The following is an 18,476-nucleotide window of genomic DNA, read 5'->3' on the forward strand; positions in this document are numbered from 1 at the left end:
GCGGAAGGCGTGCCGAATCAACGGCCTGGGACGCAGGATCGCAGACTTTACTCGAACTCTTCCGCCGGAGGCAGGTCGCCCTGGACGATCGCCTTGAGCTTGTGGCTGGCGTGAAAAGTGACCACGTTGCGCGCCTTGATGGGGATGGGCTCACCGGTGCGCGGGTTGCGCCCCGGGCGCGGCGCCTTGCGCCGGATGGCGAAGTTGCCGAAGCCCGAGAGCTTGACGTCCTGGCCCTGCACGAGGGCCTCGTTCACGATGTCGAAGAAGGCTTCGACCATGTCCTTGGACTCCCGCTTGTTCAGGCCCAGCCGCTCGAACAGCAGCTCGGCCAGCTCCGCCTTGGTGAGCGTCGGCGTTTCGAGGGAAGGCAGGATCACGCGGTCCATCGGCGCAGTCTCGTCGGTGGCGGGGTCGGGGGACATGTCCGGCGGCACGTCGGCGGGCATGGGTTGGCGGGCTTCCATGTCGGCCATCATGCCCGCAGCCGGGCGCCATGGGCGGCCTGCACGCGCGACACCGCCTCGGCGATGGCGGCGTCGATGCGTTCGTCGGTGAGCGTGGCCACCTCGTCGAGCAGCTCCAGCCGCACGGCCAGGCTGCGGTGGCCGTCCGGGATGTCGGCGCTCGCGGCGGCCGGCTTGTAGATGTCGAACAGCGTGGCGCGTCGCACGAGGCCGTCGTCACCGCCCTTGAGGCTGGCCACCAGCGCGTCGTGCGAGACGCTGTCGGCCACGACCAGCGCGAGGTCGCGCACGACGGCCTGCTGCCGCGGCACCGGGCGCGCCAGCGGCACGTCGCGCTGCTGCACGGCGGCGAGGTCCAGCTCAAACAGCACGGGAGCCTGCGGCAGCTCGTAGGCCTGGCGCCAGCGCGGGTGCAGTTCTCCGACATGGCCGATCACCTGGCCGTCCAACTCCACCGCGGCACAGCGCCCCGGGTGCATGGCCGGGTGCTGCGCGGCCACGAAACGCGGCTGCCGCGGCGCCAGCAGGGCTTCCACGTCGCCCTTGACGTCGAAGAAATCGACGGCGCGCTCCTTGCTGCCCCACTGCAGCGGCGCCACCGCACCGAACGCCAGGCCGGCCACGCGCATCGGCTGGGCGACGCCGTGCACGCTGCGGTCGCTTGCTGCGACCGCGGCGTCGCGGCGGAACACGCGACCGATCTCGGCCACGCGCACGCGCGGCGCCTTGCGCGCCAGGTTGTAGCGCAGCACCTGCACCAGGCTGCCGAGCAGGCTGGAGCGCATCACCGCCAGCGGCGCGGCGATGGGGTTCAGCACCCGGATGGGATCGGGGTTGCCGGCCAGCTCGTGCTCCCAGCGCGCCTCGACGAAGCTGAAGTTGATCGTTTCCTGGTAGCCCAGGCCCGCCAGCGCATGGCGCACCGCGTGGGCACCGCGCTGCGCCTCCACGCGCACGTGGGCCGTCACGGGCGCGAGCGGCGGCGTGGCCGGCAGGCGCTCGTAGCCGATGACACGCGCCACCTCCTCGATCAGGTCCTCCTCGATCGCCAGGTCGAAGCGCCAGCTCGGAGGCGTCACGGTGACGGTGCCCTCCCCTTCGGTGCACGGCAGGCCCAGGCGCTGCATGACGCCCGCCACCTCGGCCTGCGTCAGGGGCATGCCGATGACCTTGGCCGCGCGCGCCACGCGCAGCGTGACGGGCGTGCGTGCGGGCAGCTCGCCCTGCCAGTCGGTGAGCGGGCCGGCCTGGCCGCCGCAGACCTGTTGCACCAGGCGGGTGATGTGCTCGATGTGCTCCACCGTCAGCGCCGGGTCGACGCCGCGCTCGAAGCGGTGGCCCGCGTCGGTGGAGAAGTTGTAGCGGCGCGAACGCCCCGCCACCGCGGACGGGTGCCAGTACGCCGCCTCGATGTAGATGTTGGCGGTGTCGTCGGACACCGCGGTGGCGTCGCCACCCATGATGCCGGCCAGCGACTCGACCTGCGCGTCGTCCGCGATCACGCCCACCTGGCCGTCCACGGTGATGGTGCTGCCGTTGAGCAGCTTGAGCGTCTCGCCCTCGCGGCCCCAGCGCACCGCCAGGCCGCCGTGCAGCTTGTCCAGGTCGAAGATGTGCGAAGGGCGGCCGTACTCGAACATCACGTAGTTGGAGATGTCGACCAGCGCCGACACGCTGCGCTGGCCGCAGCGGGCCAGCCGCTCCACCATCCAGGCAGGCGTGCGGGCCTTCGGGTTGACGCCGCGCACCACCCGGCCGGAGAAGCGGCCGCACAGGTCGGGCGCCAGCACGGTGACGGGCACGGTCTGGTCCACGGCGGGCGCCACGGGCTCGAACTGCGGGCTCTTGAGCGGCGCCCCGGTGAGTGCCGCCACCTCGCGTGCGATGCCGTACACCGACAACGCGTGCGCCAGGTTGGGCGTGAGCTTGAGCGTGAAGAGGGTGTCGTCCAGCTGCAGGTGCTCGCGCACGTCCTGGCCCAGCGGCGCATCGGCCGCCAGCTCCAGCAGGCCACCGTGGTCTTCGGAGAGCTTGAGCTCGCGCGCGGAGCACAGCATGCCGAAGCTCTCCACGCCGCGCAGCTTGCCGACCTTGATCTCGAACGGCTGGCCGTCCTCACCCGGCGGCAGCTGCGCGCCCACCAGCGCCAGCGGCACGCGGATGCCCACGCGGGCATTGGGCGCCCCGCAGACGATCTGCAGCGGGCCGTCCTTGCTGTGCGGGCCGGCGTCCACGCGGCACACGCGCAGGCGGTCGGCGTTGGGGTGCTGCTCGGCCTCGACGATCTCGGCCACGACGATGCGCGAGAACGGCGGCGCCACGGGCCGCAGCTCTTCGACTTCGAGGCCGGCCATGGTGAGCAGGTCCGCCAGCTCGGCGGTGGTCAGCGGCGGGTTGCAGAACTCGCGCAGCCAGGATTCGGGGAATTGCATGGGAAGGCGGTGTCAGGCGTCGGGGCGGTCGACGGGAAGAGGCGTTTCGGGGCGGCTCAGCTCACTGGAACTGCGACAGGAAACGCAGGTCGCCGTCGAAGAACAGGCGCAGGTCGTTCACGCCGTAGCGCAGCATGGTCAGGCGGTCGGGGCCCATGCCGAAGGCGAAGCCGATGTAGCGCTCCGGGTCCAGCCCGAAGTTGCGCACGACGTTCGGGTGCACCTGGCCCGAGCCGGCCACCTCCAGCCAGCGGCCCTTGAGCGGGCCGTCGGCAAAGGCGATATCCACCTCGGCCGACGGCTCGGTGAAGGGGAAGAACGAGGGCCGGAAGCGGATGGTGAGGTCGTCGCGCTCGAAGAAGTGGCGGAAGAAGTCGGCGAACACCGCCTTCAGGTCCTTGAAGCTCACGTTCTCGCCGATCCACAGGCCTTCGCACTGGTGGAACATGGGCGAGTGGGTGGCATCGCTGTCCACGCGGTAGGTGCGGCCCGGTGCGATGACGCGGATCTCGGGCATGGGCAGGCCGGCGGCCAGGCGGTCGGCGTGTGCCTTGACGTGCTGCACCGCGTGCCGCACCTGCATGGGGCTGGTGTGGGTGCGCAGCAGGTGGCCGGTGCCGTCCGCCGCCCGCGTGTCCACGTAGAACGTGTCGTGCATCGAGCGCGCCGGGTGGTCGGCCGGCGTGTTCAGTGCGGTGAAGTTGAACCAGTCTTCCTCGATCTCGGGGCCGTCGGCGACGGCGAAGCCCATGGAGCCAAAGATGGCCTCGATGCGCTCGAGCGTGCGCGACACCGGGTGCAGGCCGCCCTGGCCGCGCTGGCGCCCCGGCAGGCTGACGTCGAGCGCCTCGGCCTTGAGCTGTGCCTGCAGTTCGGCGTCGGCCAGCTTCTCGCGGCTGGCCTGCAGGGCCGCCTCGATGCGCTGCTTGGTCTGGTTGATCTCGGCGCCGCGGGTCTTCTTGTCCTCGGGGCCGAGGGCCGCCAGGCCCTTGAGCAGCTCGGTGACGCGGCCGGACTTGCCGAGGAAGCGGGCCTTGGCGTTCTCCAGCTCGGCCGGCGTGGCCGCCTGCTCGAAATCGGCCTGGGCGGCCGCCACGAGTTGATCGAGGTCGTTCATGTGGGACAGACGCGACGGGCGCGTGGGGCGCGAAAGAATGAAAAAAGGCCGCCCCGCGAGGTGACGGCCTTGGAGTGCCTGTCGGCCCGTGCCGCCTTCGCGAGGGCTCGCGAGGGGCGGCGCAGGACCGGCGCTTGCATCAGCTCAGCTGGGCCTTCACCTTGTCGACGATGCTGGCAAAGGCCGCCGGGTCGTTGATCGCCATGTCGGACAGGACCTTGCGGTCCAGGTCGATCTGGGCCTTCTTCAGGCCGGCGATGAACTTGCTGTAGGTCAAGCCCAGGCCGCGCGTGGCGGCGTTGATACGGGCGATCCACAGCTGGCGGAAGACGCGCTTCTTGGTACGGCGATCACGGTAGGCGTATTGGCCCGCCTTCATCACGGCCTGCTTGGCGATGCGGAAGACGTTCTTGCGACGACCACGGAAGCCCTTGGCCAGGGCCAGGATCTTCTTGTGGCGGGCGCGGGCGGTGACACCACGTTTGACGCGAGGCATGTTCGGTTCCTTTCAGTCCGTCAGAAGATCACAGGCCGGCAAAGGGCAGCATCTTGGCGATGTGGCCCATGTCGGTCTCGTGAACGTTGGCCGAGCCGCGAAGCTGGCGCTTGTTCTTGGTGGTCTTCTTGGTGAGGATGTGGCGCTTGTACGCCTGACCGCGCTTGACGGTGCCACCCGGACGGACGCGGAAACGCTTCTTGGCCCCGCTCTTGGTCTTCATTTTGGGCATGACTGCTCCTTATCGATTGCCCCGGCTGGGCGGCCACCGGGTTGGGGTGGCGCTTGACGAGCCTGCCAGGGCTTCTGCTTCATCCCGCCGGTGACCAGACCGTCGGGCGAATCCTTCACAACACGTTCACTTCTTCTTGGGCGCCAGCACCATGATCATCTGGCGCCCTTCCAGCTTGGGCATGTGCTCCACCACGGCCACGTCCGCCAGTTCGTCGCGGATGCGCTCGAGCAGCCGCATGCCGATGTCCTGGTGGGTGATCTCGCGACCGCGGAAACGCAGGGTCACCTTGCCCTTGTCGCCGTCTTCCGCGATGAACCGGCGCAGGTTGCGCATCTTGATCGCGTAGTCGCCTTCGTCGGTGCCGGGCCGGAACTTGACTTCCTTGACCTCGATGACCTTCTGCTTGGACTTGGCCTCGGCGGCGCGCTTCTGCTCCTGGTACTTGAACTTGCCGTAGTCCATCAGCCGGCATACCGGCGGATCGGCCGTGGCGGCGATCTCGACCAGGTCCACGTCGGCTTCGGCAGACAACCGCAAGGCCTCCTGCAACGGAACGATGCCCAGCGGCTCGTTGTCCACGCCGTTCAGGCGCACGTTCGGGGCGGTGATCTCACGGTTGAGTCGATGCTTGCGCTCGACATTGGGCGTCCGGCGATCGAGGAAGGTAGCGATGGTGCAAACCCCTTAAACAGGCGAGGAGGCAAGGGCCCGGCCCAGCAAAAACTGGTGGAGCGCAAAAACCGAGGCAAACATCAGACCTTGGTCGCGATGTCGCTGGCGAGCTTGGCTTGGAAGTCGGCCAGCGGCATCACGCCCAGATCCTGGTTGCCTCGGGCGCGCACCGCAACGGCCCCGCTTGCCTTTTCCTTGTCGCCTACGACGAGGATGTACGGGACCTTCTGCAACGAATGCTCCCGTATTTTATACGTGATCTTCTCGTTGCGCAAATCGGCCTCTGCCCTAACTCCTTGTTTTTTCAGCGTTTTCACGACGTCCTGGACGTACTGCGCCTGCGCGTCGGTGATGGAGCTGACGACCACCTGCGTGGGCGCCAGCCACACCGGCAGGGCACCCGCGTGCTGCTCGATGAGGATGCCGATGAAGCGCTCCAGGCTGCCCACGATGGCGCGGTGCAGCATCACGGGCGTGCGGCGCTCGCCGGACTCGGCCACGTACTCGGCTCCCAGGCGCTCGGCCATGAAGAAGTCCACCTGCATCGTGCCGCACTGCCACTCGCGGCCCAGCGCGTCCTTCAGCGTGTACTCGATCTTGGGGCCGTAGAAGGCACCGTCGCCCGGCGAGACCACGAACTCGCAGCCCGACCGGCGCAGCGACTCCATCAGCGCGTGCTCGGCCTTGTCCCAGCTGTCGTCCGAGCCGATGCGTGCCTCGGGCCGCGTCGCCACCTTGTAGAGGATCTGCGTGAAGCCGAAGTCGGCATACACCTTCTGCAGCAGCGCCGTGTAGGCCACGCACTCGTCGAGGATCATCTCCTCGGTGCAGAAGATGTGGCCGTCGTCCTGCGTGAAGCCGCGCACGCGCATGATGCCGTGCAGGCCGCCGGTGGGCTCGTTGCGGTGGCACTGTCCGAATTCACCGAATCGCAGCGGCAGGTCGCGGTAGCTCTTGATGCCCTGCTTGAAGATCAGGATGTGGCCGGGGCAGTTCATCGGCTTGAGCGCGTAGTCGCGCTTCTCCGACTCCGTGGTGAACATGTTCTCCCGGTACTTCTGCCAGTGGCCCGTCTTCTCCCAGAGCGTCTTGTCCAGGATCTGCGGGCCCTTGACCTCGAGATACCCGTTGTCGCGGTACACGCGGCGCATGTACTGCTCCACCTCCTGCCACACCGTCCAGCCCTTGGGGTGCCAGAAGACGGTGCCGGGCGAGTGCTCGTCCAGGTGGAACAGGTCGAGCTCCTTGCCCAGGCGGCGGTGGTCGCGCTTCTCGGCCTCCTCCAGCATCGTCAGGTACTGCTGGAGCTCGTCCTTCGTGGCCCAGGCGGTGCCGTAGATGCGCTGCAGCATCTCGTTGCGGTGGTCGCCGCGCCAGTAGGCGCCCGCCACCTTCATGAGCTTGAAGTGCTTGAGCTTGCCGGTGCTGGGCACGTGCGGGCCGCGGCACAGGTCCTCGAAGCCGCCTTCGCGGTAGAGCGACACCTCCTGCCCCGCCGGGATGGAGCCGATGATCTCGGCCTTGTAGTGCTCGCCCAGGCCCTTGAAGTAGTTCACCGCCTCGTCGCGCGGCAGCACCCGGCGCTCCACCTTCTCGTCCTTCTTCGCCAGCTCGGCCATCTTCTTCTCGATGGCGACCAGGTCGTCGGGCGTGAAGGGGCGCTTGTACGCGAAGTCGTAGTAGAAGCCGTTGTCGATCACCGGGCCGATCGTCACCTGGGCGTCGGGGAAGAGCTCCTTCACCGCGTAGGCCAGCAGGTGCGCCGTGGAGTGGCGGATGAGCTCCAGGCCGTCAGTGTCCTTGTCCGTGACGATGGCGAGCGCGGCGTCGCCCTCCAGCCGGTGGCTGGTGTCGACCAGCTTCGCCTCGGCGCCGTGGCCGATGCGGCCACCCAATGCGGCCTTGGCCAGGCCGGGGCCGATGGAAGCGGCCACCTCGGCCACCGTGACGGGGCCCGGGTACTCGCGCTGGGAACCGTCGGGCAGGGAGATCTTGATCATGGTGCAGTCCGGAAACGAAAAACGCGGCTCGGTGGCCGCGCTTCGTGAAGAGAAAGGTCGAACGAGTTCGAACCAGCCGCGGCCGACTAGGGAAGGTCTCCAAAGGTCGTAGTTCGCGGTGTCATAACCGGGGTGCCTTTCTCGCTCTTGCTGGGGGGACAGGAGGTTGGGCGTCGATTGTAGCCGGCCGGGGCCTACAGCGGTTCGGCCTCGATGGGGCCGCCACGCCCGACCAGCTCGGCGAACTCGTCGGCCAGGCGCTGGCTCTCGGCGATGGCGGTGCGCCAGACGCGCTGCCGGCCGGGGAGGTCGTCGCCATAGGCCTTGAAGTCGGCCCGGTCGGGCAGCTTGCCGTTGGGCAGGCCCGCGACCCACTCCGGCCGGGGCGCCAGCACCACCACGTTGTCCAGCGCGCCGGTGCTGCGGTGCCGGTGCGGCAGCATCTTGTCCAGCCAGCCCGGCACGAGCGTGGGCTGGAAATGCGGGTACAGCACCAGGCCGTTGGCGATGCGGTCGTAGCGCAGGTGCAGGTGGTAGTCGGTGATGCCCCCGTCCCAGTAGGCGCCGCGGGGTGCGCCGGGAATGTCGTGCACGGCCTCCAGCCAGAAGGGGATGGAGCAGCTCGCCAGCAGGGACGGCGCGAGGTTGCGGGCGGTCAGCGCCACCTGCCGCGTGGGGAAGTCGTGCAGCGGCAGGGGCAGCGGGTCACGCGGGTCGGAGAACACCACGCGCTCCAACCAGCCGCCCATGGCGCGCCGCGCCACCAGGTTGCAGAAGAAGGCACCGCCGTAACCCAGCGGCGTGCGCAGGCGCCCTTCCCGGCCCAGCACATGGCGGCCGCGGCTGGTGAACACATGCAGGCGCCAGCGCGGGTGTCCCAGCACCTGGGACTCCACGCCGCCGAAATGGTCCTGCAGCCTGGCGCCGAAGGTGCGGCTGACCACACGGGCCGTCGGCGGCCGGCCGGGAGCATGCTCGTAGTCCTGGGTGACGTAGTCCTCGGCCAGGCGGGCGAGCGCCGCGTCGGGGTCGGGCAGGCAGGCGGCCGCCATGCGCCACGCGCCGATCGACGCACCCAGCAGGTGCAGCTCGCGGCCGCCCGCCGGCAGCCAGCGGGCGAAGAGGAAGCGGTCGAGCGGGTTGAGGATGAGGCCCTTGGGGCCGCCCGCGGCCGCCGGCACCACCGCCACGTCCGACGGACGCAGCCCCTGCTCGCGCAGCTGCCGGCGCGCGCGCGGGCCGGCGAGCACGCGCAAGGCGGTGGGGCGGGTGCTCACGGGCCGCTCAGCGCTTCTGCAGCTTGGCGAAGGCCGCGGCCATGGCGCCCTGCGCTGGGGCGGCGCCGCCGCGTGCGCCGGGCGCAGCGCGCTCCTGGCGGCCGGCGGGCCGGTAGCTGTTGTCGCCCCGCGCGCTGCCCTTGGGCGCCGGCGCCGCGTCGAGCTTCATGGTCAGCGAGATGCGCTTGCGCGCCAGGTCCACCTCGAGCACCTTCACCTTGACGATGTCGCCGGTCTTCACCACCTCGCGGGCATCGTTGACGAACTTGTTCGACAGCTGGCTCACGTGCACCAGGCCGTCCTGGTGCACGCCCAGGTCCACGAAGGCGCCGAACTGGGCCACGTTGCTCACCGTGCCCTCCAGCACCATGCCGGGCTGCAGGTCCTTGATGTCCTCGACGCCGTCGTTGAAGCGCGCCACCTTGAAGTCGGGCCGCGGGTCGCGCCCCGGCTTCTCCAGCTCGGCCAGGATGTCCTTGACCGTGATGGCGCCGAACTTCTCGTCGGCGAAGGCCTCGGGCCGCAGCGTGCGGATGACATCGGCCTTGCCGATCAGCTCCTGGATCGGGCGGCCCACCTGCTGCAGGATGCGCTCGACGACCGGGTACGTTTCCGGGTGCACGCCGGACAGGTCCAGCGGGTTGTCGCCGCCGCGGATGCGCAGGAAGCCGGCCGCCTGCTCGAAGGTCTTGGCACCCAGCCCCGCCACCTCCAGCAGCTGCTGCCGGCTGCGGAACGCCCCGTGGGCGTCGCGCCAGCGCACGATGCTGCCCGCCACCGCCTGCGACAGGCCCGACACGCGCGACAGCAACGGCGCCGACGCCGTGTTCAGGTCGACCCCGACCGAGTTCACGCAGTCCTCCACCACCGCGTCCAGCGTGCGCGCCAGCTCGCTCTGGTTCACGTCGTGCTGGTACTGGCCCACCCCGATGCTCTTGGGATCGATCTTCACCAGCTCGGCGAGCGGGTCCTGCAGGCGGCGGGCGATGGACACGGCGCCGCGCAGGCTCACGTCCAGCTCCGGCAGCTCCTTGCTGGCGAACTCGGAGGCCGAATAGACCGACGCGCCCGCCTCGCTGACGACCACCTTCTCCAGCGCGACATCCGGCGCCAGGGCCGCGATGCGCTTGATCAGGTCGGCCGCGAGCTTGTCCGTCTCGCGGCTGGCGGTGCCGTTGCCGATGGCGATGAGGTTGACGCCATGGGTGGCCACCAGGCGACCCAGCACGTGCAGGCTGCCCTCCCAGTCGTTGCGCGGTTCGTGCGGGTACACCGTGGCGGTGTCCAGCACCTTGCCGGTGTCGCTGACGATGGCCACCTTCACGCCGGTGCGGATGCCCGGGTCCAGGCCCATGACCACGCGCTTGCCGGCCGGCGCGGCCAGCAGCAGGTCGCGCAGGTTCTCGCTGAAGACCTTGATCGCGACCTTCTCGGCCTCCTCGCGCAGCCGACCGAACAGGTCGCGCTCCAGGCTCATGGAGAGCTTGACCTTCCAGGTCCAGGCGATGGTCTTGCGCACCAGCTCGTCACCCGCACGCTTTTGATGCCGCCATCCGAGGTGGTGGGCGATGCGGCCTTCGGCCAGCGTGGGCTGCCCCGGCACCACCTCCTCGTCCAACACCAGCTTGGCGTCCAGGATCTCCAGCGTGCGGCCGCGGAACACCGCCAGCGCGCGGTGCGAGGGCACGGTGCGGATGGGCTCGTCGTACTCGAAGTAGTCGCGGAACTTGGCGACGTCGGGGTTCGTCGGGTCCTTGCCCTCGGCGAGCTTGGAGCGGAACAGGCCTTCGGCCCACAGCCACTCGCGCAGCGTGCCCACCAGCGCGGCGTCCTCGGCCCAGCGCTCGCTGAGCAGGTCGCGCACACCGTCCAGCACCGCGTGCGCGTCGGCGAAGCCGCCCTCCACGTTGATGAACGCGGCGGCCTCGGCCAGCGGCTCCAGCGTGGGGTCGGCGAAGAGCTTGTCGGCCAGCGGCTCCAGGCCGGCCTCGCGGGCGATCATGCCCTTGGTGCGGCGCTTGGGCTTGTACGGCAGGTACAGGTCTTCCAGCTCCTGCTTGGTGGGCACGGCCTCGATGGCCGCGCGCAGCTCGGGCGTGAGCTTGCCCTGCTCGTCGATGCTCTTGAGCACCGCGGCGCGGCGGTCCTCCAGCTCACGCAGGTAGGCCAGGCGCGATTCGAGCTCGCGCAGCTGGATGTCGTCGAGGCCGTCGGTGGCCTCCTTGCGGTAGCGGGCGATGAACGGGACCGTGGCGCCGCCGTCCAGCAGCTCGACCGCGGTGTTCACTTGGGCCGGCCGAACCTTCAGCTCGGCGGCGATTTGCAGCAGGATCTTGTCCAAGGCAGTGTCTGGGGCCCTCGCGCGGCCCCCGGCCAGAAAGAAGCGCGCGAGTGTGCCAGATCGGGCGCAGCCGCCCGTGGACAAATCCCGCCCCGCGGGGCAGGCCGCCGCGCGGTCAATCGCCCCGCAGGGCGGCCCGCAGCTGCTCACCCAGCTCGGGCCGGTGGGCGAAGGGGTCGGTGGGGTTGCGCATGGCCACGATGTCCTGCAGGCGCACGCCCACGGGCGCCAGCGCCCGCTCGTTGGGGTGGCTGAAGATGTAGAAGCGGTCGGCCAGCACCGCGTCGAACACGAACTGCGCCACCTCCGCCGCGCTGACCTTGCCACTGGCGACGGCCTTCTCGCTCATGAGCTGCGCCGCCCGCTGGCTGGGGGTGGGCGCGGCCGCCTCGCGCATCTCGCCGGGCCGGGCGCGATCGCTGTGGGCGATGCCGGTGGGCACGAAGTACGGGCACAGCACATGCGCGCGCACCTGCTCGGTCACCAGCGCGAGGTCCTGGTACAGCGTCTCGCTGAGCGACACCACGGCGTGCTTGGTGACGTTGTAGGCACCCTGGTTGGGCATGTTCACCAGGCCCGCCATGGACGCCGTGTTGACGATGTGGCCGCGCCAGGCCGGGTCGCGCCGGGCGGCGTCGAGCATGAGCGGGGTGAACACGCGCACGCCGTGCGCCACGCCCATGAGGTTGACGCCGACGATCCAGTCCCAGTCCTTGACGGAGTGCTCCCAGATCAACCCGCCCAGGCCCACGCCGGCGTTGTTGAACACCAGGTGCGGCACGCCGAAGCGCGCCACGGTGGCGTCGGCCAGGGCCTGCACCTGCTCGGCGCGCGACACGTCCAGCGCGAAGGGCAGCACGCTGGCCCCCAGGCCCTCGACCTCGGCGGCCGCACGGGCCAGCGGGTCGGGCATCACGTCGGCCATGACCACCTGCATGCCCAGGCGGGCGGCGATGCGCGAGGCCTCGAGGCCGAAGCCCGACGCGGCGCCGGTGATGACCGCGGTGCGGCCGGTGAAATCGTGCATGGGGTTCCTCGTCAGGCAGTGGGATGGGCGCGCTGGATCAGCGCATCGAACGGCGCCGCGGCCGGCAGGCTGCCGTACGCGGCCAGCGACTCCGGCCGCGCCAGGCGCGCGTCGCAGAACGCCGTGAACACGAAGTCGGGCGCATGCTGGTGCAGCAGCGCGGCCTGCACGGCCAGCGCCACGTCGCGCGCCAGCATGCGCGCTTCGCACTCGGGGGTCGCGCCGTCCAGCCGGGCGGGCAGCGCGGCGGCCAGGCGGTCGAACGCGGGGTGGGCGCCGCGCGCCGGCGCCAGCTCGGCCGCCAGCGCCTCGGCCGCGGGGCCGCCCTGGGGCCCCTGCAGGCTGCGCAGCAGGTCCAGCGCCATGATGTTGCCGGCGCCCTCCCAGATGGAGTTGAGCGGCATCTCGCGGTAGATGCGCGCCATCACGCCGTGGCCGCCCTCCTCCACGTAGCCGTTGCCGCCCAGGCATTCCATGGCTTCCTGGGCGAAGTGGCTGCCGCGCTTGCAGACCCAGTACTTGGCCACGGGGGTGAGCAGGCGCCGCATCAGCGCCTCGTGGCCCGTGGGGTCCTGGCCATGCACCGTGCGGTCCACGCTGCGGGCCACGCGCAGTGCCAGCGCGGTGGCCGCCTCGCTGTCCAGCGCCAGGTCGGCCAGCACGTTGCGCATCAGCGGGTGCGAGGCCACCGGCTTGCCGAAGGCCTGCCGTTGCGCCGTGTGGTGCAGCGCCAGGCACAGCGCCTGGCGCATCAGGCCGGCCGTGCCCAGCGCACAGTCCATGCGGGTGAGCGCGCCCATGGCCAGGATCTGCGGCACGCCGCGGCCCTCCTCGCCCACGCGCCAGCCGAAGGCGCCGCGGAACTCCACCTCGCTGCTGGCATTGGCGTGGTTGCCCAGCTTGTCCTTCAGCCGCTGCACCTGCACGGCGTTGCGCGTGCCGTCGGGCAGCCAGCGCGGCACGAAGAAGCAGCTGAGCCCGCCGGGGGCCTGCGCCAGCACGAGGTGCGCATCGCTCTGCGGCGCGCTGAAGAACCACTTGTGGCCGACCAGGCGGAAGCGCTCGCCCCAGGCGTCCTCGCCGTCGCGCTCGGCGCGCGTGGTGTTGGCCCGCACGTCCGAGCCGCCCTGCTTCTCGGTCATGCCCATGCCCAGCGTGACCGCGTGCTTGGCCGCCACGGGCAGCGGGCGCGCGTCGTAGGCGCGTGCGGCCACGCGGGCCGCCCAGTCGGCATGCAGCGCCGGGTTGGCCTGCAGCGCGGGGGTGGCGGCGTAGGTCATGGACACGGGGCACATCACCGACGGCTCGAGCTGGGTGAACACGATGAACCCGGCCGCCCGCCGCAGGTGGCCGCCGGGGCCGTCCGCCCAGGGCGTGCCATGCAGGCCGTGGGCGGTGACGCGGTCCATCAGCACGCCGTAGCTGGGGTGGAACTCCACCTCGTCCACCCGCCGGCCGACCCGGTCGTGGGTGTGCAGCACCGGCGGGTGCTCGTTGGCCAGGCGGGCGTGGGCCTGCAGGGCCGCGCTGCCGGCCTCCTCGCCCAGGGCGGCCAGGCCGGCCAGCGCGTCGGCGCCGAGCGCGGGTGCGTGGAAGGCCAGCGCATCGCGCAGGCCCGCGTCGCCCGTGAAGAGGTTGGCGCCGGTCAGCGGCTCGGGCTGGTTGAACACCTCGTGCGTCGGCGCGCCCGCCTCGGCGGCTAGGCCGTGGCGGGGTGGCTGGGCATCGGCATGCGGGGTGCGGGACATGGCGGCCTCCACATTTCCAGGTGGGGAATGCCGTCTTCCAGGTAGCTGTCGCCCACCGGCTGGTAGCCGAAGCCGGCGTAGAAGGCGGCCAGGTGCGCTTGTGCGCTGATGCGGTTGGCGTGGCCGGGCCAGGCGGCGTCGCAGCGCGCCAGCCCCTCGGCCAGCAGCACGCGGCCCAGGCCACCCCCACGCACCTCGGGGTGGGTGACGACGCGGCCCAGCGAGGGCTCGGCGTACTTCACGCCCGGGTCCACCACGCGCAGGTAGGCCCGCAGGGCCCCCTCGGCGTCACGCCCGATCAGGTGGGCGCTGAGCGGGTCCACGCCGTCCGGGTCGAGGTAGATGCAGTGCTGCTCCACGCCGAACACCAGCGCACGCAGCTGCAGCGCGTCGTACAGGTCGCGCACGCCCAGCGCGTCGAAGCGCGCGAAGGTCCAGGTCAGGGTGGAGGCCGGCGGCATGGGCGGGTGCCGCTCAGACGAGCTTGACCAGCTGCTTGCCGAAGTTGCGGCCCTTGAGCAGACCCAGGAAGGCCTCGGGCGCGGCGGCCAGGCCCTCCGCCACGGTCTCGCGGTACTTGAACTTGCCGCTGGCCACCAGCATGCCCAGCTCCTTGAGCGCGTCGGGCCACACGTCCATGTGCTCGCTGACGATGAAGCCTTCGATTTTCATGCGGTTGACCAGGATGAGCTGGGGCGCCGACATGGGGATGGGATCGCCGTTGTAGCCGGCGATCATGCCGCACATGGCGATGCGCGAGAACGCGTTGGCGCGCGACATCACGGCGTCCAGGACCATGCCGCCCACGTTCTCGAAGTAGCCGTCGATGCCGTTCGGGCAGGCTTCCTTCAGGGCCTTGGACAGCGCCTTGGCGTCGCCGTGGGCCTTGTAGTCGATGCAGGCGTCGAAGCCCAGCTCCTTGACCACCTGCTCGCACTTCTGGGGCCCGCCGGCGATGCCCACCACGCGGCAGCCGCGCGCCTTGGCCAGCTGGCCGACCGCACCGCCCACCGCGCCGCTGGCGGCGCTGACGACGATGGTCTCGCCGGCCTTGGGGTTGATGATCTTCACCAGGCCGTACCAGGCGGTCACGCCGGGCATGCCCACGGCGCCGAGGTAGGCCGACAGCGGGATGTGGGTGGTGTCCACCTTCTGCAGCACACCGCGCTGGTCGGCGTTGACCACGGCGTACTCCTGCCAGCCGCCCATGCCCACCACCTGGTCGCCGACCTTGAAGTGGCCGTTCTTCGACGCCACCACCTCGCCCACCGTGCCGCCGATCATCACCTCGTCCAGCGGCTGCGGCTGGGCGTAGCTCTTGCTCTCGCTCATGCGCCCACGCATGTACGGGTCCAGGCTGAGGAAGTGGTGGCGCACCAGCACCTGGCCGTCGGCCAGCTCGGGCACGGGCGTTTCCACCAGGCGGAAGTTGTCGACGGTGGGCTCGGCGGTCGGGCGCGAGGCGAGCAGGATCTGGCGGTTCATCGTGGTCATGGGGGTCCTTTCAGGGAGTTCGGTGGGGATCGGAAGGCGGCCGGCACGCTCACTCGGCGCGCGGGCCGTCCTGCCGCTGCAGGGCCTTGAGCTGGCGGCCCTTGGCCGGCAGCGCACGGACGTACTTGAAGGTGCCGGTGCCATGGGCGCAGAGCTGGCCGTCGCCATCGAACACCGAGGCCTCGCAGAAGGCCAGCGTGCTGGTGCGGTGCAGCAGCTTGCCCGTCGCACGCAGCTCACCCTCGGCCGGGCGCATGAAGCTGGTCTTCATCTCCACGGTGGCCACGCCGGGGCCGTCGAGGTTCAGGCTGCGCGCGGCCGTGGCCATGGCCACGTCGAGCATGGTCATGAGCACGCCGCCGTGGGCGACCTCCCACGAGTTCATGTGGGCCTCCTTCAGGTCCACCCGCAGCTCGCTGGCGCCGCCGGCACAGGCGTGCAGCTCCAGGCCGAGCTGCTCGACGAAGGGGATGCGCAAGGGAAAGGCGATGGGCGAACGGCTCATCGGCGCCATCATCCCCCGACCAGCGCCGACACGCCACCGTCCACCGCCAGGATCTGCCCGGTGATGTGCTTGCCGGCGGCGGACGCGAACAGCAGCGCGGCGCCCTTGAGGTCGTCGTCGTCGCCCAGCCGGTTCAGCGGCGCGTGGGCGGCCATGTTCTCGGCGCCCAGCGTGGCCAGCAGGCCCTGCGTCATCTTGCTGGGGAAGAAGCCCGGCGCCAGGGCGTTCACGGTGATGCCGTGCCGGCCCCACTCCCCGGCCAGCGCGCGCGTGAAGTTCACCACCGCGCCCTTGCTGGTGTTGTAGGCGATGGTCTGCATGGCCGGCGGGTTGCCGCCCAGCCCGGCGATGGACGCCACGTTGATGATGCGCCCGAAGCAGCGCGGGATCATGCTGGCATTGGCCACCGCCTGGCTGAACACGAACAGGCTGCGCACGTTCAGGTTCATCACCTTGTCCCAGGCGGCCAGCGGGTGGGCCTCGGCCGGCGCGCCCCAGGTGGCGCCGGCGTTGTTCACCAGGATGTCGATCTGGCCCAGGCGCTGCATGGCCTCGGCCACCACGCGCTGCGCGTCCTCGGGCACGCTGGCGTCGGCCGCCACCCAGCGGGTGTCGATGCCCTTGGCCTGCAGGTGCGCCGCGGCCTCCTCCAGGTCCGCTGCCTTGCGCGAGGTGAGCAGGACCTTCGCGCCCGCCTCGCCCAGCGCCTCGGCGATCTGCAGGCCCAGGCCGCGTGAGCCGCCGGTGACGAGCGCCGTGCGGCCCTCGAGGTTGAACAGGTGCTGGATGGGGGTGCTCATGGGTGTCTCCTCGGTCGGTTCAGAACCACGCCTCGTCCATCTCGCGGCACACCGGCTCGCGCGTGGCCACCACGCGCAGCCAGGCGTCCACCAGCGGCAGCTCGTAGGCGAAGAAATAGCGGCAGGCCGCCAGCGCGCCCTGGCGCCGGGCGGCGTCGGCGCTGGCGCGGGACGTCAGCGCGACGTCCAGCCAGATCCAGGCGATGACCACGTGGCCGAAGGCCTGCAGGTAGAGCGTGGCGTTGGCCAGCGCCTCCTCGGGCACGCCGGTGGCCCAGGCGGCCTTGGTGGCCGCGCCCAGGCGCTGCAGCGCGCCGCCCAGCTCACCGGCCAGCTCGGCCAGGCCGTCCACCTGGCCCGCGCGCTGCAGGGTGTCCGTGATGCGCGTGGCCAGCAGCTTCAGGCCCGCCCCGCCCTGCATCACCACCTTGCGGCCCAGCAGGTCCAGCGCCTGGATGCCGTGCGTGCCCTCGTGGATCATGTTCAGGCGGTTGTCGCGCCAGTACTGCTCCACCGGGAAATCGCGCGTGTAGCCGTAGCCGCCCAGCACCTGGATGGCCAGGCTGTTGGCCTCCAGGCACCACTGGCTCGGGAAGCTCTTGGCAATCGGCGTGAGCACCTCCAGCAGCAGCGCCGCCTCGGCCGCCGCCTCGGGCGCGCCGGTGTGCTGCTCATCCACCAGCCGCGCGCAGTACAGCGCCAGCGCCAGCGCCCCCTCGGCATACGCCTTCTGCGCCAGCAGCATGCGCTTGACGTCGGCGTGCTGGACGATGGGCACCTGCGGCCGCGAGGCGTCCTTGCCCCCCTCCGTGATGGGCCGCCCCTGCGGGCGCTGGCGCGCGTAGGCGAGCGAGGCCTCGTAGCCGGCCATGCCCAGCATGGTGGCGGCCAGGCCCACCCCGATGCGGGCCTCGTTCATCATGTGGAACATGCAGCGCAGGCCCTCGCCCGGCTGGCCGACGAGGTAGCCAATCGCGCCGGCACCGCCGCGCACCGGGTAGCGGCCTTCGCCGAAGTTCAGCAGGGTGTTGGTGGTGCCGCGCCAGCCGCACTTGTGGTTCAGCCCGGCCAGCGCCACGTCGTTGCGCTCGCCGGTGAGCTGCCCCTCGGTGTCCACCAGCTTCTTGGGCACGATGAACAGCGAGATGCCGCGCGTGCCGGGCACGGGCTTGCCGTCCGGCCCGGGGATCTTGGCAAGCACGAGGTGGATGATGTTCTCGGTGAGCTCGTGCTCGCCGGCCGAGATCCACATCTTGTTCCCCGTGAGCCGGTAGCGCGGGCCCAGCGGGTCGGCGTCGAAGCCCTCGCCGTCCGGCACCGCGCGCGTGGCCACGTCCGACAGGCTGGAGCCCGCCTGCGGTTCGCTCAGGCACATGGTGCCCGACCAGCGGCCGCTGAACTCGTTGAGCGCGAACACCCGCTGCTGCAGCGGCGTGCCGTGCGCCATCAGCAGGTTGGCATTGCCCACGGTGAGCATGCCGCTGCCGATGCTGACCGAGGCCTTGGCGAAGAAGGTGTTGGCCGCGGCCTCCACCGTGTAGGGCAGCTGCATGCCGCCGATGTCGTAGGCCTGCGCGGCGCTCAGCATGCCCGACTCGGCGTACGCCTTCCAGGCGTCGTGCGTGGCCTGCGGCAGGATCACCTTCTCGCCGTCGAAACGCGGCTCCTCGGTGTCCACCAGGCGGTTGAAGGGCTCGTACTTCTCGCGCGCGATGCGCTCGCAGGTGTCCAGCACCGAGCCGAAGGTCTCGCGCGAATGGTCCGCAAAGCGCTCACGCGCCGCGAGCTCGTCCACGCGCAGCCAGTCGTGCAGCAAAAAATCAAGCGTCGCTCGCAGCATGGTGTCCTGCCAAGGCCCCGCGCAG

General features: G+C 70.7%; 16 protein-coding genes. All 16 read right to left on the reverse strand.

All coding sequences use genetic code 11. The annotated features are described in order from the left end of the window. Positions 1-47: 47 nt before the first annotated feature. The 16 genes from ACE3UN_RS07340 to ACE3UN_RS07415 all read right to left on the reverse strand — a co-directional run bounded on the left by ACE3UN_RS07340 (position 48) and on the right by ACE3UN_RS07415 (position 18,451). The gene (locus tag ACE3UN_RS07340; protein WP_374674349.1) at positions 48-389 is read right to left on the reverse strand and encodes an integration host factor subunit alpha; all 342 of its coding nucleotides are present in this window, start codon (positions 387-389) and stop codon (positions 48-50) included. Positions 390-475: 86 nt separating this feature from the next. After that, the gene (pheT, locus tag ACE3UN_RS07345; protein WP_374674267.1) at positions 476-2,899 is read right to left on the reverse strand and encodes a phenylalanine--tRNA ligase subunit beta; all 2,424 of its coding nucleotides are present in this window, start codon (positions 2,897-2,899) and stop codon (positions 476-478) included. Positions 2,900-2,960: 61 nt separating this feature from the next. After that, positions 2,961-4,016 carry a phenylalanine--tRNA ligase subunit alpha gene (gene pheS / locus ACE3UN_RS07350; protein WP_374674268.1) on the reverse strand — a complete coding sequence of 352 codons (1,056 nt, stop codon included), beginning with the start codon at positions 4,014-4,016 and terminating at the stop codon, positions 2,961-2,963. Positions 4,017-4,155: 139 nt separating this feature from the next. Further along, positions 4,156-4,512, reverse strand: coding sequence for a 50S ribosomal protein L20 (rplT, locus tag ACE3UN_RS07355; RefSeq protein ID WP_374674269.1), 357 nt, complete (start codon positions 4,510-4,512; stop codon positions 4,156-4,158). A 28-nt stretch (positions 4,513-4,540) separates the two neighbouring features. After that, positions 4,541-4,744: a 50S ribosomal protein L35 gene (rpmI, locus tag ACE3UN_RS07360; RefSeq protein ID WP_374674270.1), complete on the reverse strand. Its 204-nt coding sequence runs from the start codon at positions 4,742-4,744 to the stop codon at positions 4,541-4,543. 126 nt (positions 4,745-4,870) lie between these two features. Then, positions 4,871-5,419, reverse strand: a complete 549-nt coding sequence (infC, locus tag ACE3UN_RS07365; RefSeq protein ID WP_374674350.1) for a translation initiation factor IF-3 — start codon at positions 5,417-5,419, stop codon at positions 4,871-4,873. A gap of 80 nt (positions 5,420-5,499) precedes the next feature. Beyond that, positions 5,500-7,419 carry a threonine--tRNA ligase gene (gene thrS / locus ACE3UN_RS07370; RefSeq protein ID WP_374674271.1) on the reverse strand — a complete coding sequence of 640 codons (1,920 nt, stop codon included), beginning with the start codon at positions 7,417-7,419 and terminating at the stop codon, positions 5,500-5,502. 194 nt (positions 7,420-7,613) lie between these two features. Next, positions 7,614-8,696 carry a phospholipase gene (locus ACE3UN_RS07375; protein ID WP_374674272.1) on the reverse strand — a complete coding sequence of 361 codons (1,083 nt, stop codon included), beginning with the start codon at positions 8,694-8,696 and terminating at the stop codon, positions 7,614-7,616. 7 nt (positions 8,697-8,703) lie between these two features. After that, the gene (locus ACE3UN_RS07380; RefSeq protein WP_374674273.1) at positions 8,704-11,037 is read right to left on the reverse strand and encodes a Tex family protein; all 2,334 of its coding nucleotides are present in this window, start codon (positions 11,035-11,037) and stop codon (positions 8,704-8,706) included. Positions 11,038-11,152: 115 nt separating this feature from the next. Next, complete coding sequence (locus tag ACE3UN_RS07385; RefSeq protein ID WP_374674274.1) at positions 11,153-12,064, reverse strand: SDR family oxidoreductase; 912 nt, start codon at positions 12,062-12,064, stop codon at positions 11,153-11,155. A gap of 11 nt (positions 12,065-12,075) precedes the next feature. Next, positions 12,076-13,812: an isovaleryl-CoA dehydrogenase gene (locus ACE3UN_RS07390; RefSeq protein ID WP_374674275.1), complete on the reverse strand. Its 1,737-nt coding sequence runs from the start codon at positions 13,810-13,812 to the stop codon at positions 12,076-12,078. Continuing rightward, positions 13,764-14,273, reverse strand: a complete 510-nt coding sequence (locus tag ACE3UN_RS07395; protein WP_374674276.1) for a GNAT family N-acetyltransferase — start codon at positions 14,271-14,273, stop codon at positions 13,764-13,766. Before ACE3UN_RS07395 ends, ACE3UN_RS07390 begins: the two co-directional genes overlap by 49 nt. 13 nt (positions 14,274-14,286) lie before the next feature. Further along, a complete protein-coding gene (locus tag ACE3UN_RS07400; protein WP_374674277.1) occupies positions 14,287-15,306 on the reverse strand; it encodes an NADP-dependent oxidoreductase in 1,020 nt (339 codons plus the stop codon). A gap of 49 nt (positions 15,307-15,355) precedes the next feature. Next, positions 15,356-15,811, reverse strand: a complete 456-nt coding sequence (locus ACE3UN_RS07405) for a PaaI family thioesterase (RefSeq protein WP_374674278.1) — start codon at positions 15,809-15,811, stop codon at positions 15,356-15,358. Positions 15,812-15,819: 8 nt separating this feature from the next. Beyond that, the gene (locus tag ACE3UN_RS07410) at positions 15,820-16,611 is read right to left on the reverse strand and encodes an SDR family oxidoreductase (RefSeq protein ID WP_374674279.1); all 792 of its coding nucleotides are present in this window, start codon (positions 16,609-16,611) and stop codon (positions 15,820-15,822) included. Between the two features lie 19 nt (positions 16,612-16,630). Continuing rightward, positions 16,631-18,451, reverse strand: coding sequence for an acyl-CoA dehydrogenase (locus ACE3UN_RS07415; RefSeq protein WP_374674280.1), 1,821 nt, complete (start codon positions 18,449-18,451; stop codon positions 16,631-16,633). Positions 18,452-18,476: the final 25 nt, after the last annotated feature.

The organism is Ideonella sp., from assembly GCF_041918995.1.
In the GTDB taxonomy this organism is placed as follows: Bacteria; Pseudomonadota; Gammaproteobacteria; order Burkholderiales; family Burkholderiaceae_C; genus Ideonella.

What these genes read in the sequence shown, in the direction of transcription:
- pheS (WP_374674268.1), bottom strand. Translation starts at nt 4,016, where the DNA reads ATGAACGACCTCGATCAACTCGTGGCGGCCGCCCAGGCCGATTTCGAG.
- ACE3UN_RS07385 (WP_374674274.1), bottom strand. Translation starts at nt 12,064, where the DNA reads ATGCACGATTTCACCGGCCGCACCGCGGTCATCACCGGCGCCGCGTCG.
- ACE3UN_RS07410 (WP_374674279.1), bottom strand. Translation starts at nt 16,611, where the DNA reads ATGAGCACCCCCATCCAGCACCTGTTCAACCTCGAGGGCCGCACGGCG.
- ACE3UN_RS07390 (WP_374674275.1), bottom strand. Translation starts at nt 13,812, where the DNA reads ATGTCCCGCACCCCGCATGCCGATGCCCAGCCACCCCGCCACGGCCTA.
- rplT (WP_374674269.1), bottom strand. Translation starts at nt 4,512, where the DNA reads ATGCCTCGCGTCAAACGTGGTGTCACCGCCCGCGCCCGCCACAAGAAG.
- ACE3UN_RS07340 (WP_374674349.1), bottom strand. Translation starts at nt 389, where the DNA reads ATGGACCGCGTGATCCTGCCTTCCCTCGAAACGCCGACGCTCACCAAG.
- ACE3UN_RS07395 (WP_374674276.1), bottom strand. Translation starts at nt 14,273, where the DNA reads ATGCCGCCGGCCTCCACCCTGACCTGGACCTTCGCGCGCTTCGACGCG.
- rpmI (WP_374674270.1), bottom strand. Translation starts at nt 4,744, where the DNA reads ATGCCCAAAATGAAGACCAAGAGCGGGGCCAAGAAGCGTTTCCGCGTC.
- thrS (WP_374674271.1), bottom strand. Translation starts at nt 7,419, where the DNA reads ATGATCAAGATCTCCCTGCCCGACGGTTCCCAGCGCGAGTACCCGGGC.
- ACE3UN_RS07400 (WP_374674277.1), bottom strand. Translation starts at nt 15,306, where the DNA reads ATGACCACGATGAACCGCCAGATCCTGCTCGCCTCGCGCCCGACCGCC.
- pheT (WP_374674267.1), bottom strand. Translation starts at nt 2,899, where the DNA reads ATGCAATTCCCCGAATCCTGGCTGCGCGAGTTCTGCAACCCGCCGCTG.
- ACE3UN_RS07415 (WP_374674280.1), bottom strand. Translation starts at nt 18,451, where the DNA reads ATGCTGCGAGCGACGCTTGATTTTTTGCTGCACGACTGGCTGCGCGTG.
- ACE3UN_RS07405 (WP_374674278.1), bottom strand. Translation starts at nt 15,811, where the DNA reads ATGAGCCGTTCGCCCATCGCCTTTCCCTTGCGCATCCCCTTCGTCGAG.